Annotated in this window: 11 protein-coding genes; 2 read left to right on the forward strand and 9 right to left on the reverse strand. The window is 73.5% G+C overall.

Annotated features, from left to right (window positions below; translation table 11 throughout):
- Window positions 1-77: 77 nt before the first annotated feature.
- The 5 genes from AC0VX2_RS11160 to AC0VX2_RS11180 all read right to left on the reverse strand — a co-directional run bounded on the left by AC0VX2_RS11160 (window position 78) and on the right by AC0VX2_RS11180 (window position 5,634).
- On the reverse strand, window positions 78-1,088 hold the full coding sequence (locus tag AC0VX2_RS11160) for a bile acid:sodium symporter family protein (RefSeq protein WP_020625623.1): 1,011 nt from the start codon (window positions 1,086-1,088) through the stop codon (window positions 78-80).
- A 118-nt stretch (window positions 1,089-1,206) separates the two neighbouring features.
- Complete coding sequence (locus AC0VX2_RS11165) at window positions 1,207-2,202, reverse strand: hypothetical protein (protein WP_049147022.1); 996 nt, start codon at window positions 2,200-2,202, stop codon at window positions 1,207-1,209.
- A 178-nt stretch (window positions 2,203-2,380) separates the two neighbouring features.
- Complete coding sequence (locus tag AC0VX2_RS11170; RefSeq protein WP_101965878.1) at window positions 2,381-4,243, reverse strand: ABC transporter ATP-binding protein; 1,863 nt, start codon at window positions 4,241-4,243, stop codon at window positions 2,381-2,383.
- A gap of 58 nt (window positions 4,244-4,301) precedes the next feature.
- On the reverse strand, window positions 4,302-4,772 hold the full coding sequence (locus AC0VX2_RS11175) for an NUDIX hydrolase (RefSeq protein WP_145950888.1): 471 nt from the start codon (window positions 4,770-4,772) through the stop codon (window positions 4,302-4,304).
- A gap of 25 nt (window positions 4,773-4,797) precedes the next feature.
- Window positions 4,798-5,634 (reverse strand): LysE/ArgO family amino acid transporter, encoded by an 837-nt coding sequence (locus AC0VX2_RS11180; RefSeq protein WP_363798743.1) that lies wholly within the window; start codon window positions 5,632-5,634, stop codon window positions 4,798-4,800.
- 69 nt (window positions 5,635-5,703) lie between these two features.
- On the opposite strand from AC0VX2_RS11180, the gene AC0VX2_RS11185 reads away from it, so the two are divergent.
- Window positions 5,704-6,627 carry an ArgP/LysG family DNA-binding transcriptional regulator gene (locus AC0VX2_RS11185; RefSeq protein ID WP_101965880.1) on the forward strand — a complete coding sequence of 308 codons (924 nt, stop codon included), beginning with the start codon at window positions 5,704-5,706 and terminating at the stop codon, window positions 6,625-6,627.
- Window positions 6,628-6,721: 94 nt separating this feature from the next.
- Here AC0VX2_RS11185 and AC0VX2_RS11190 read toward each other — a convergent pair whose 3' ends face one another.
- The 4 genes from AC0VX2_RS11190 to AC0VX2_RS11205 all read right to left on the reverse strand — a co-directional run bounded on the left by AC0VX2_RS11190 (window position 6,722) and on the right by AC0VX2_RS11205 (window position 10,765).
- Complete coding sequence (locus AC0VX2_RS11190; protein WP_101965881.1) at window positions 6,722-7,147, reverse strand: WGxxGxxG family protein; 426 nt, start codon at window positions 7,145-7,147, stop codon at window positions 6,722-6,724.
- Between the two features lie 142 nt (window positions 7,148-7,289).
- A complete protein-coding gene (locus tag AC0VX2_RS11195) occupies window positions 7,290-8,867 on the reverse strand; it encodes a HAMP domain-containing sensor histidine kinase (RefSeq protein WP_240756365.1) in 1,578 nt (525 codons plus the stop codon).
- A 94-nt stretch (window positions 8,868-8,961) separates the two neighbouring features.
- Window positions 8,962-9,690: a response regulator transcription factor gene (locus AC0VX2_RS11200; RefSeq protein WP_029248286.1), complete on the reverse strand. Its 729-nt coding sequence runs from the start codon at window positions 9,688-9,690 to the stop codon at window positions 8,962-8,964.
- Between the two features lie 331 nt (window positions 9,691-10,021).
- Complete coding sequence (locus AC0VX2_RS11205) at window positions 10,022-10,765, reverse strand: ubiquinone/menaquinone biosynthesis methyltransferase (protein WP_101965882.1); 744 nt, start codon at window positions 10,763-10,765, stop codon at window positions 10,022-10,024.
- Between the two features lie 202 nt (window positions 10,766-10,967).
- On the opposite strand from AC0VX2_RS11205, the gene AC0VX2_RS11210 reads away from it, so the two are divergent.
- The gene (locus AC0VX2_RS11210; RefSeq protein ID WP_101965883.1) at window positions 10,968-12,044 is read left to right on the forward strand and encodes an iron-siderophore ABC transporter substrate-binding protein; all 1,077 of its coding nucleotides are present in this window, start codon (window positions 10,968-10,970) and stop codon (window positions 12,042-12,044) included.
- Window positions 12,045-12,049: the final 5 nt, after the last annotated feature.

A 12,049-nucleotide genomic window follows, 5' to 3' on the forward strand; every position in this document is an offset into this window, starting at 1 on the left:
GCCGGCGTCGTCGTCGACCGTCCGGAATCGTCTGCGGAACTGACCCTTCTGGGGGGTCTGATCCCGCCTCAGAAGGGTCAGTTCCGCAGACGATTCGCCGGGGCCGAGCCGGGGGCGCCCGCGGCCCTGCGGCCGTCGGAACGGCGGTAGGCCATCGCGAGCACGGCCCCGGAGAGGTTGTGCCAGATCGAGAACACGGCGCCCGGCAGGGCTGCCGCCGGCGAGATGTACTGCGCGGCGAGGCCCGCGGCCAGGCCCGAGTTCTGCATGCCGACCTCGATCGAGACCGTGCGCGCCACGGGCGTGGGCAGCCGGAACAGCTTCGCCGCGCCGTAGCCGAGCAGGTAGCCGAGCCCGTTGTGCAGCACCACCGCTGCGAACACCAGCAGGCCCGCCGACAGCACGCGGGAGGCGCTGTTGCCGACGACGGCGGCCACCACCAGCGCGATGAACACCACCGAGACCCACGGCAGGGCGGGCAGCACGCGGTCGACGACGCGGCGCAGCAGCAGGCGCACGACGAGTCCGCCTAGGACCGGCAGGAGCACGATGTTCACGATGGACTTGGCCATGGCGCCGCCGTCGACGGCCATGTACTGGCCGGCCAGCCACAGGGTGAGCAGCGGCGTGAGCAGCGGGGCCAGGAGCGTGGACACGGAGGTCATGGCCACGGAGAGGGCGGTGTCGGCGCGGGCGAGGTAGCTGACCACGTTCGAGGACGTGCCGCCCGGGGCCGAGCCCACGAGGATCACGCCCGCCGCGAGCTCGGGCGGCAGCTGGAGCACGACGGCGACGCCGAGCCCCAGCAGCGGCATGATCGCGTACTGCGCCACCACGCCCAGCAGCACGGGCAGCGGCCGGCGGGCGACGAGGCCGAAGTCCGGAAGGGTCAGCGTCAGGCCCATGCCGAACATGATGATCCCGAGGAACAGGTTGACCTGGGGCAGCAGCGTCTTCGCGGCGGTCGGGGCGAGGAAGCCCACGAGCGCGGCGGCGAGCACCAGCAGCGGGAAGACGGTGACGGCGATGCGGGCGGAGCGGTCTTCCGCGCGGCGGGCGTCGGTGGGGGCGGGATCCGGTGCGGTCATCCCGTCATGGTAAGAGCGGGGCCGCGGTGCGTCGTCGCGTGACGCGGCGCCGTCGTCGGCCTTCCGGAATCTTCTGCGCCCCTGACCCTTCTGGACGTCCGCTCCCGCCCCAGAAGGGTCAGTTCCGCAGACGATCCTCCGCGCCACCGGCGTCGAGACCGCCACGCTCCGCGATCGCGGCCCGCACCAGCGCCGCCGTCTCGACGAATCCCCGCCACCGGTCCGTCCCCGCCACCCGGATGTTGAGCCAGCCCTGACGCAGGAACACCGCGTCCCGGCGGGTGTCCTTGCCGACCTGCGCGGCGCCGTCGTGGGTCTTGCCCTCGTAGTGGATCGCGATCCGCCACCGCCGGTAGCCGAGGTCCGCGCTGGCGGGGTGCCACAGCGAGTAGTCCGGGTCCCAGAGCTCGATCTGCAGGTCCGGCTCGGGCAGCCCCGCGGCCATCAGCGCCAGGCGCAGTTCGGTCTCGGCCGGGGAGTCGGAACCGGTGCGCACGAGCGCGAGCGCCTCCCGCGCCCGCACGATCCCGGCCTCGCCGGTGTGCCGCTCGAGCGCGGCGCCGAGCTCCCGGCGGGTGGCCAGCGCGACCTTCCCCCGCCGTTCGTCCTCCCGTGCCAGCCGATCTCCGACCGCCACGAGCGCGTCTCGGTCCAGGACGGTGGCCAGGTGGAACCAGGTGTCGGCGTGCGAGGTCCATCGCAGCCCGTGCAGCCGGTCCCTCCGCACGAGGACGCGGTCCAGGTCCACGAGCCGGGTGCGCACGCCGGGCTCCCGTAGCACCCGGCGGGTGCGGGACCGCAGGACGGTAGGACGCACCCGGGCCTTCACGTCGTCCGGGAGGGGCCAGCCCAGCAACCGGGCCACGGACTCTCCGGTCACCACGACGTCGGGACGCATCGCCGCCAGGTCCTGCAGCCGGGACAGCTCGGTGGCGAGGGGACGCGCGGGCGGCGTCGCCCCGGTGACGGGGCCGATCCAGCGGTAGTGGCCGTGCGCGACGCGTTCGACGTCCCGGCTGCGCAGCCGCGACCCGGACACCCCGGCGGCCAGCGCCTGCGCCCGCGTGAACGGGGCGTCCTGGAGGTGGGCGGGGAAGGGTCCGGGCACGCGCATGGCCCCGATCCTGCTCGCTCCCGACGTCGGCGGGCCCGGTTGTCCACAGGCCCTGCGGAGGCGTCGGGCCGACGTCGTCGTGGACGTCCTGCCGCGCGCTGGGAATCCGTTGCACATCTGACCCTTCTGGGCCGCCGCGCAGCGCTCGGAAGGGTCGGATCCGCAGAAGATTCCGGGATCACCCGCTCAGCCCGTACTCCTTCAGCATCTTCCGGGCCTCCTGGGTGCCGGCCCTCTGCAGCTCGAGCAGCTGCGCGTAGATCCCGCCGGACGCGGCCAGCTCGGCCGGGGTCCCGATCTCCTGCACCTGCCCGCCGCGCAGCGTGACGATCCGGTCCACGGACGCGATCGTGCTCAGCCGGTGCGCCACGATCAGGCTCGACCGCCCCACCATCAGGTCCTCGAGGGCCGCCTGCACGAGCCGTTCTGACTTCGTGTCCAGTGCGGAGGTGGCCTCGTCCAGCACAAGGATCGGCGCGTCCTTCAGCACGGCCCGCGCCACCGCGATCCGCTGCTTCTGCCCGCCGGACAGCCGCAGCCCGCGCTCGCCGATCACCTGTTCGTAGCCGTCGTCGAACGCCGCCACGAACCGGTGCGCGTACGCGGCCTTGGCGGCGGCCCGGACGCGCTCGTCGGAGGCGTCGGGGTCCGCGTAGGCGATGTTCTCGCGCACCGTCCCGGAGAACAGGCTCGGCTCCTGGAACACGGTGGCGATCCGCCCGCGCAGCGCGGCCAGGTCCAGCCCGGCGACGTCCTGTCCGAACACCTCGATGCGTCCGCTCGTCACCGGGTACAGACCCAGCAGCAGGTGCGCGATGGTCGACTTCCCGCCGCCCGACTCGCCCACGAGCGCCACCCTGGCACCCCGCGGGATGTCGAAGGACACGCGGTCCAGCACGGGGCGGGAGGCGTCGGCGTCGTAGGCGAAGGAGACCTCGTCGAAGCGCACGGCCGGCACGTCCGCGGGGACGTCCGGCGCACCCGGCACGACGTCGGCCCGCGGCTCCGCCGGCGCGCGGGGCTCCTCCGCGCTCGCCGCCGCGAGCGCCGCCCCGCCGGCCCGCTCGCGCTCCTCGGCGAGCACCTCGAAGTAGTCCTTCGACCCGGCGACGGCGCGCTGGGCGGAGTCCACGAGGAAGCTCATGGAGAAGATCGGCTGCCGGGCCATGTTCATCAGCTGCAGGAGGATCACCATGTCGCCCACGGAGAACAGGCCCTGCGCGGTGCGGACGAACACGATCAGGTACATCGCGCCGAAGGCCACGTTCAGGGCGAGCCGGCGCCCGGCGTCCATGCCGTGCCAGAACCGGGACTGCTGCCGGGTGATCTCCACGGTCCGCAGGAACCGGTCGCGGAACCCGGTGAGCTCGTGGTCCTGCCGGTTGTAGGCCCGCACCACGGACATCTGGGAGACCACCTCGGCGAACCGCCCCGAGGCGACGTCCACCTCCGTGTTCTTCTCCCCCTCCCACACCTGCCACTTCGCGGACGTCCGCGCGGTGAGCCACATGTACACGGGGAAGACGACGGCCAGCAGGATCGCCAGCGGCCACCAGTAGAACGCCGTGATCACGAGCACCGCGGCGGTGGTGACGAGCATGGTGAACGCGTTGTTCGCGAAGAACTGCAGGAACTGGGTGATCTCGTTGATGGTGCGGTTCAACCGGTTGACGACCCGCCCGGTGATCGCGGTGTCGAAGTACCGCTGGGGCAGGTGCAGCAGCTGCTCGAAGTACCGCGTGGAGAGGATGGTGCGCATGCGCGCGGCCATCACGTCGCCCCAGTAGCCGCCCACGCTCACCACCAGGGTGGTCGCCACCTCGACGGCGAGGAACGCGACCGCCAGCCAGGTCACCGCGGTGACGGCCTCGGCCACGTCGGTCTCCCCCGCGACGGCGGCGACGATCCGGTCCGTGGCCGCACCGATCAGGAACGGGGTGGCCAGGGCCAGCACCGCGGCCAGCACGGAGCTGACGGCGATGCCGAGGTAGAGGCGGTGGAGCTGGGGCGCGAAGCGCAGGATGCGGAGCAGCGACGTCACCCGGCCAGGCTAGTGGCCGGGGCGGACATCAGCGCGGGCCGGCCGGCCCGCGCGGACGTCAGAACGGGGGCGCTGCGGCGACGGCGGCCAGCACGGGGTGCAGCAGCGGGGCCACGCCGTGCCCGCCCGGTGCGGCCGGGGCGGCGGGGTCCATCCAGTGCAGCTCGACGATCTCGTCCGTCGGCTCGGGGACCTCGTGCCGGGCGACGGGCCGCCACAGCGCGAACACCTCCGAGTGCAGGGCGGCGCCGGGCTCGTTGGCCGCGGCGGTGTCCCACGCGCCCAGGCGGGTCAGCTCGTCCGGGCGCAGGCGAAGCCCGGTCTCCTCGGCCACCTCGCGGACGGCGGTGTCCACGGGGTCCTCGCCGGGCAGGTGCTTGCCGCCGGGGAACATGAATATGGCGGTGCCGGCCTTGCGGACGGTCAGCACGCGGCGGTCCGGGCGGGCCAGCACGACGGCGGAGACGCGGATGACCTCCCCGGCCGTGACGGTCGGGGTGCGGGCGGAGTCGGAGGGGGAAGGACTCATGCCCCCATCATCCTCCCCGCGCGGCTCAGAGGAGCGTGAGCCCCACCTTCACGGCGATTCCCAGCATGAGCACGCCCACCACGGCGTCCACGATCCGCCACGTCCGCGCCGAGTCCATGGACGGGGCGAGCTTGGCGCCGCCCCAGCCGAGCGCGGTGAACCACACGAGCGAGGCCGCCACCGCGCCGCCCACGTACGCCCACTTCGCCGCTCCGAACGTCTGCGCGAAGGTGCCCATCATGACCACGGTGTCGAGGATGGCGTGCGGGTTCACCAGGGAGACGGACAGCGCCAGCAGGATGATCCGCGGCAGCGGCGTCTGCGGGCGGTCCAGCGCCACGCGGCGCGGCTGCACGCGCTGCCGCACCGTCACCGACCCGCCGCCTGAGGGGGCGCCGAAGCCGGGCGCGCCGTCGTCGTGCTGCCCGACGCCGGCCCTGGCCGGCTCGCGGTCGCGCTCGGCCAGGCGGCCGGTCGCCGGGTCGATCAGCGGCAGCTCACCGGTGAGGACCGCGAGGTCGATGCGGTCGGGGCCGTGCCCGCTCCCCGCGGCGTCCACGGCCGCGGTGGTGAGGGTCCGGTCCCCGCGCCAGGCGGAGCGCAGCGCACCCGCGGCGAACCCGAGGAGGTAGACCACGCCGGCCACGGTCAACGCGGGCACGAGCCACGGCCAGCGCTCGGCCACCACGCCCACGCCGCCGGCGCCGAGCACGAGCAGCGCCACATCGGCCACGAAGCACACGGTCAGGACGGTCCACACGCGGTCGCGTCGGACGATCTGGCGCAGCAGGAACAGGGTCTGCGCGCCGATGGCGACGATGAGGGCGAGGTAGGTCAGGAATCCGGTGGCGAAGATGGTCACCGAGCGAGGATAGGAGTCGTCCCACGTCCGTGCCATCGCGATCTTCTTCAAGATCTGAAGACATCCTTCATGACCACCCCTACCCTGGACCGCATGAACTCCGACCACCTGCGCGCCCTCGTCGCGGCCGTCGACCACGGCACCTTCGACGCCGCCGCGGACTCCCTGCGGATCTCCGGCTCGGCCTTCTCGCAGCGGATCAAGGCCCTCGAGCGGCAGGTGGGCCAGGTGCTCCTGGCCCGCACCGTCCCCGTCCGGCCGACCGCGGCCGGAGAGCGCCTGCTCCGTCTCGCCCGGCAGACCCTCGCACTCGAGGACGAGGCGCTCGCCGCGCTCGGCCGGGGCGACGGCGGCCGCGTGCCGCTGCGCGTGGCGCTCAACGCAGACTCCCTCGACACGTGGTGGGAGCCCGTGCTGCGCGAGGCGGCGACGTGGGACGACGTCGTCCTGCAGATGCAGTCCGAGGATCAGGAGCACACCGCCGTCCTGCTGCGGGACGGCGCGGTCGTGGCGGCCGTGACGGACGACCCCACGCCCGTGGCCGGGTGCACCTCCACCCCGCTGGGCACGATGCGCTATCACGCGGTGTGCGCGTCCTTCCTGCTGGAGCTGCACCGCGACGCGCGGGGCCGGGTGGACTTCGGCTCGCTGCCGATCGTGGACTACGGCCCCCGCGACGGCCTGCAGCACACGGTGCTGCGCCGCGTCACCCGCGGCCGGCCCGTGGCCGACCCGCCGACCCACCTCGTGCCCTCCGTGCACGCGTATCTGCGGGCGGTGGAGCTCGGGCTGGGCTGGGGCATGCTCCCTTCGGCGCAGATCCCGCCGGGCGTGCTCGAGGGCCGGCACCCCGACCTCGAGCCGATCGTGGCCCTCGGCGCGGCCGACGTGCACCTGCACTGGCAGCGCTGGACGGCCGGGACCGCGGCCCTGGACCGCCTCACGGACGCGGTGCTGCGCGCCGCGCCCTCGGCGGGGGACGCCGCGGACTGAGGAGCGCATTCGAGACCCGCCCCCGACACGCCGCGACCCCCGCCTCAGGGGCGGGGGTCGCGGTCACGGGCCGCTCGACGCGGCCGGGGTCGGGTCAACGGCCGTCGCCGGTGCCCGGACGGCGGGTGGCATCGCCCAGGGTGCCCTCGGCCTCGCGGCGGCGGGCGTCCACGCCCTCGGTGCGCACGTCGCCGGCACGGTCGTCCACGCGGTGCACGTCATGGTCACGGTGCGCGCCGGCCACGTGGTGGTCGCTCCGCACGGGCTCGGCGTGCACCTCACGCTTGCGGCGGCCGGCCAGGCCCGCCAGGCCCAGCAGACCGGCCAGGCCCCACAGACCCCAGTTGCCGTTGTCGTCCTTCTCCTCCTGCTGGGGAACGGGCGACGGGGAGGCCGGCGCCGTGGTGGCGGTCTCGGTGGCCGGGGCCGTGGTCTGAGCGACGGCGGCGGGGGCTCCGAGGCCGGTGACGACGGCGGCGCCGAGGGTCAGGGCGGTGGCGGTGCGGCGGATGTCGGTCATGATCGTGCTCCTCTCACCGGCGGCTTGCGCCGACCGGCGTCGGGAAGGATCGGCCGGAAGTCCCGGACGACCCTTTCTGGGTCATGCACAAGCACCGTACGCACAGGAGGGTGGGGGTCCGTCAACGGTCGCCGACCCGGGGTCAGGGCAGGCCGGCCCGGGCGGGGCCGCAGCAGGAGCCCGCAGCCCCCGGCCCGGCGCGCCCCGGGGCGCAGGGCACGACGACGTCGAAGCGCGTCCACCCGCCCTCGGACGCCACGGTCACGTCTCCGCCATGGCTGCGCGCGATCGAGCGCACGATGGCCAGACCCAGACCCGTGGACGGCTCCGTGCCCGGGGCGCTCGTCCGGCCCTTCCCGGGGCCCCGGACGAAGCGGTGGAAGAGGGTGGCGTGTCGGTCGGCCGGGATGCCGCCGCCGTCGTCGTGGACGCTGACGAGCATGAAACCGGGCCGGGGCTGGTCCTGCCGCACGGAGGCCGTGACGGTGGTCCCGACGGGGGTGTGCTTGGCCGCGTTGGAGAGCAGGTTGCCGACCACGCGGGCCAGCTGCGACCGGTCGCCGGTGACGCACCGCTGGGTGCCCGGCTCCACCCCTGCGGGCAGGTCCACCACCCACGTGTGGTCCGGCCACGCGGCGCGGGCGTCCATCACGCCCTCGAGGACCACCTCGGACAGGTCCACCTGTTCGGCCAGCGCCACCTCCCCGGAGGGCGCCAGGCCCATGGCCCGGCCGCGGGAGACGGACTCGAGCCGTTCGAGCAGGAGCATGTCGTCCACGAGGGCGGCCATGCGGTCGGCCTGGAACAGCACCCGGTCGAGCGACCGCCGGCCAGTCGCGGAGAGCTCCTCCGTCATCGCGATCATCTCGGCGTAGCCGCGCACCGAGGCGAGCGGCGTGCGCAGCTCGTGGGAGGCGTCCGCCATGAACCGGCGCATCTGCTGCTCCTGCACGCGGCGCTGCTCCAGGGCCGCCTCGACCGAGCCGGTGAACCGGTCGAGCGCCTGGGCGACGACGGCCACCTCGTCCGGCCCCTGCAGGAGCCGAGGCGGCATGCGTGAGTCCTCCGGATCGAGCCCGGCGCGGGCCATGTCCACCTGGGCGACCCGCTCGGCGACGGCGGCGACCTCGCGCAGCGGGGCCAGGCCCCGACGCAGCCACAGGGTCACCAGGATCGCGGTGGTGAGGACGGTGACGGACAGTCCGACGGCGACCGCGACCAGCGCCTGGCGCGCGACGTCGGACATGGCGCCCGTCGGCGCCCCCACCACGAGCACCTGGTCCGCGGCCACCCAGGGGCCCGGCGCGCTCAGCAGTTGGGCCTGGACGCGATAGGAGACGTCACCGACGACGGCGTCCAGCATCGGCCCACCCGGCCGGTCCCGGACGGCGCGCAGAAGGTCGTGGGCCTCCCGCGCCGTGAGCGGCACGGACTGCCCGGCGTCACCGACCCGGTGCCCGGTGAGGGCGTCCTGCCGATGCTCCTCCAGACCGGAGAGCGGGACGAGCGCGACCACCGTGCCCTCGGGCTGGCCGAGGGTGCCTGGCGCGCGCAGGTACCCCTCCCCGGGGCCGACGTCGTCCCCTCCGCCCGGCGAGGGGACCGTCAGCTGCTCCGAGGCGCGGATCCAGGCTTCGGAGGCATCCCGAGAGGCGGATTCGGTCAGCAGGGCCTTCGTGATGCCGGTCGCGAAGAACGAGTAGGCCAGGATGGTGGCCACCAGGATCAGAAGGACGCCGGCGCCGATGCGGCGGGCCAGCGACGTGGGCCGCCTGCGGCGGGTGCTGCCGTGCCCCGAAGGGACCGCGGCGGTCTCAGGCAGGCCGGATGACATACCCGGCGCCGCGGATGGTGTGGATCATCGGATCCCGATCCGCGTCGATCTTCTTCCGCAGGTAGGAGATGTACAGCTCGACGATGTTCGCGCGGCCGCCGAAGTCGTAGCCCCAGACGTCCTGCAGGATGCGCTCCTTGGAGAGCACCGTGCGGACGTTGGCCATGAGGAACTTCAGCAGGTTGTACTGCGTGGCGGTCAGCTCGATCTCGTCGCCGCCGCGGGTCACCTCGTGAGTGCGGGTGTTCATCACCAGGTCGCCGACCACGAGCACCTCGGAGCCGCCCGAGACCACGCCGGAGCGCTGCACGAGCCGGTGCGCGCGGATGAGCACCTCCTCCATGGAGAAGGGCTTGGTCACGTAGTCGTCGCCGCCGGCGGCCAGGCCCGCCACGCGGTCCTCCGTCGCGTCCTTGGCGGTGAGGAACATGGCGGGCATCTCCGACCAGTGGGCGCGCAGGCGCTCCAGGACGTCCAGGCCGTCCATGTCCGGCAGCATGACGTCCAGGATCGCCAGGTCCGGACGGCCCGCGGTGCCCAGCTCGACGGCGGTCGCGCCGTCGTGGGCCACGATCACCTCCCAGCCGCAGAGGGTGAAGCCCATGGAGAGCAGGTCGGCGATCATCGGCTCGTCGTCCACGACGAGCACCCGCACCGGTGCGCCGTCCGGATGCGAGAGCTCGGGCAGGACCTTCTTCAGCTCCGCCATGGATGACGGGCCGGTGGTGCTCTGGATGGGACTCACAAGGTTCCTCTACGTTCGGGAGACGGTTCACGGTGCCCACGCGGACGTCGCGGACTGCGGGGACGAGCGCCTCGCGACGGAGGGGCGACGCCGTTCCGGGGGATGACGGACGGGCGGCGACCGGGGCCGGGGGGTGCGCGGATCCCCCTCGACGGGGCCCCATGCTACGCGGACCAGCCGGGTCGGCCCAGAGTCTTCTCGGAACGCGGACATCAGCGTGACTCGTCACAGCCCTGACACATCCGGCGGCGCCACCGGGGCCGCCCTGTGCTGACGCCGCGCCGCGTGGCCGGCGTCAGTCGACCGGCTTCATGGCCCAGTGCGTGGCCAGGGTGTCGAACATGTGGGTCTCGTGGCCGATGTTCACGAAGCCGGCCCCGGCGAAGAGGTCCGCGACCTCGTCCGGCGTGTGGAACGCCTTCGTCGAGGAGGACAGGTACGCGTAGGCCTCGGGCCGGTCGGCGATCAGCTTCGCGAGCTGCGGCATCACCCGGTGGATGTAGAAGGAGGAGAACGGCTTGAGCACGTTGTCCGGCGCCGGCGACGTCTCGAGGGCCGCGACCCAGCCGCCGGGGCGCAGCACGCGGAACTGCTCGGCGAGAGTCGCCGGGATGTCCGCGACGTTGCGCAGCAGGTAGCCGTGGGTCACGGCGTCGAACGAGCCGGACTCGAACGGCAGGTCTGTCGCGTCCGCGACGACCCACTCGATGCGGTCCCCGCCCGCGCGGGCACGGCCGACCTCCATCATCTCGGCGGCGATGTCGGCGCCCACCACCTGCGCGTCGGGGTGCTGCTTGAGCACCTCGAACGCGAGGTCCCCGGTGCCGGTGGCCAGGTCGAGCACGCGGGCCTGCGCGGGGATGTTGGCCCGCGCCACCGTGCGGCGCACCAGGCGCGGCTCCTGACCCCATGTCATGACGGCGTTCATCAGGTCGTAGCGGCCGGCGATGGCGTCGAACATCGCGGAGACCCGGTCGTGGTGGTCGGCGGCGCCGCGCTGCGCGTCGCCGCGCGGGGCGGGGAGGGGGTTCTGGCTCACCAGGCCACCGTATCCCGCCCACCTCCCCCGACGACGCCCCTCACCGGGATTGCACAGGGGAGTTAGGTTGCCCTAATCTTCCAGAGTTACCTCACGTCGGTGTTTGCTAATACCGGCCCGGCAGGGCCGACGCATCCTCCGACCGCAGACCCGACCCCCTCCGCCCGGCGCCCGCGCGTCGCGACCGTGAAAGGCCACCACCATGGCACCGTCCCCCCTGTCCCGCCGCTCCCTCCTCGCCAGCGGGGGAGTCGGGCTCACCCTCCTGCTCGCCGCGTGCTCCACCGGCCCGGCCGGAGGCTCGGCCTCGTCCTCGTCGGCCGGTGCGTCGTCGTCGGACGCCGCGGGCGGGGACGCCGCGTTCCCCCGCAGCATCGAGCACGTCTACGGCACCACCGAGATCCCGCAGCGCCCGACCCGCGTGGCCACCGTGTCCTGGGTGAACCAGGACGTGGCCCTCGCCCTCGGGGTGGTGCCGGTGGGCATGGCCGCCGTGGAGTTCGGGGGGAACGCGGAGAAGTCCACCGACTGGTTCGACGCGAAGCTCGCCGAGACCGAGGGCGCCCAGAAGCCCGTGCAGTGGTCCGAGGCCTCCGGCATCGACGCCGAGGCGATCGCCGCCGTGAAGCCGGACGTCATCCTCGCCGTCTACTCCGGCATCACGCAGGAGGACTACGACCGCCTCTCGAAGATCGCCCCCACAGTGGCCTACCCGAAGGACGTCCCCGCCTACGGCACCTCGTGGCAGCAGTCCACGGAGGTCATCGGCCGCGTGCTCGGCAAGGAGCAGGAGGCGGAGGAGCTCATCGCGGACCTCGAGCAGCAGATCAAGGACGCCGGCGAGAAGCACGCGGGCCTCCAGGGCGCGTCCTTCGTCTACGGCACCATCGACCCCGCCGCCGCGGACCAGATCAGCATCTACACGGACGTGGACAACCGCCCGAAGTTCCTCGAGCTGCTCGGCATGGAGCAGGCGCCGGTGGTGACGGAGAACTCCCCGGAGGACCAGGCGTTCTTCTTCACGTGGTCGCCCGAGCGCGCGGACGAGCTGGAGTCGGACGTGTTCGTCTCCTGGGCCGCCCAGGACTCGGTCCGCGAGGCCATCGAGTCCGACCCCCTGCTGGGCTCGATCCCGGCCGTGAAGGCCGGCGCCCTCGTCCTGCAGACGGACGAGCAGGAGGTCCTCTCCGTCTCCGCGATCTCCCCGCTGTCCATCCCGTTCGCGCTCGAGAAGGTCGTCCCGCCGATCGCCGAGGCCGCGAAGACCGCGCAGGGCTGATCCCT

Source organism: Micrococcus sp. iso_239 (assembly GCF_056173395.1).

What these genes read in the sequence shown, in the direction of transcription:
- AC0VX2_RS11160 (WP_020625623.1), bottom strand. Translation starts at nt 1,088, where the DNA reads ATGACCGCACCGGATCCCGCCCCCACCGACGCCCGCCGCGCGGAAGAC.
- AC0VX2_RS11165 (WP_049147022.1), bottom strand. Translation starts at nt 2,202, where the DNA reads ATGCGCGTGCCCGGACCCTTCCCCGCCCACCTCCAGGACGCCCCGTTC.
- AC0VX2_RS11175 (WP_145950888.1), bottom strand. Translation starts at nt 4,772, where the DNA reads ATGAGTCCTTCCCCCTCCGACTCCGCCCGCACCCCGACCGTCACGGCC.
- AC0VX2_RS11185 (WP_101965880.1), top strand. Translation starts at nt 5,704, where the DNA reads ATGACCACCCCTACCCTGGACCGCATGAACTCCGACCACCTGCGCGCC.
- AC0VX2_RS11190 (WP_101965881.1), bottom strand. Translation starts at nt 7,147, where the DNA reads ATGACCGACATCCGCCGCACCGCCACCGCCCTGACCCTCGGCGCCGCC.
- AC0VX2_RS11200 (WP_029248286.1), bottom strand. Translation starts at nt 9,690, where the DNA reads ATGGCGGAGCTGAAGAAGGTCCTGCCCGAGCTCTCGCATCCGGACGGC.
- AC0VX2_RS11210 (WP_101965883.1), top strand. Translation starts at nt 10,968, where the DNA reads ATGGCACCGTCCCCCCTGTCCCGCCGCTCCCTCCTCGCCAGCGGGGGA.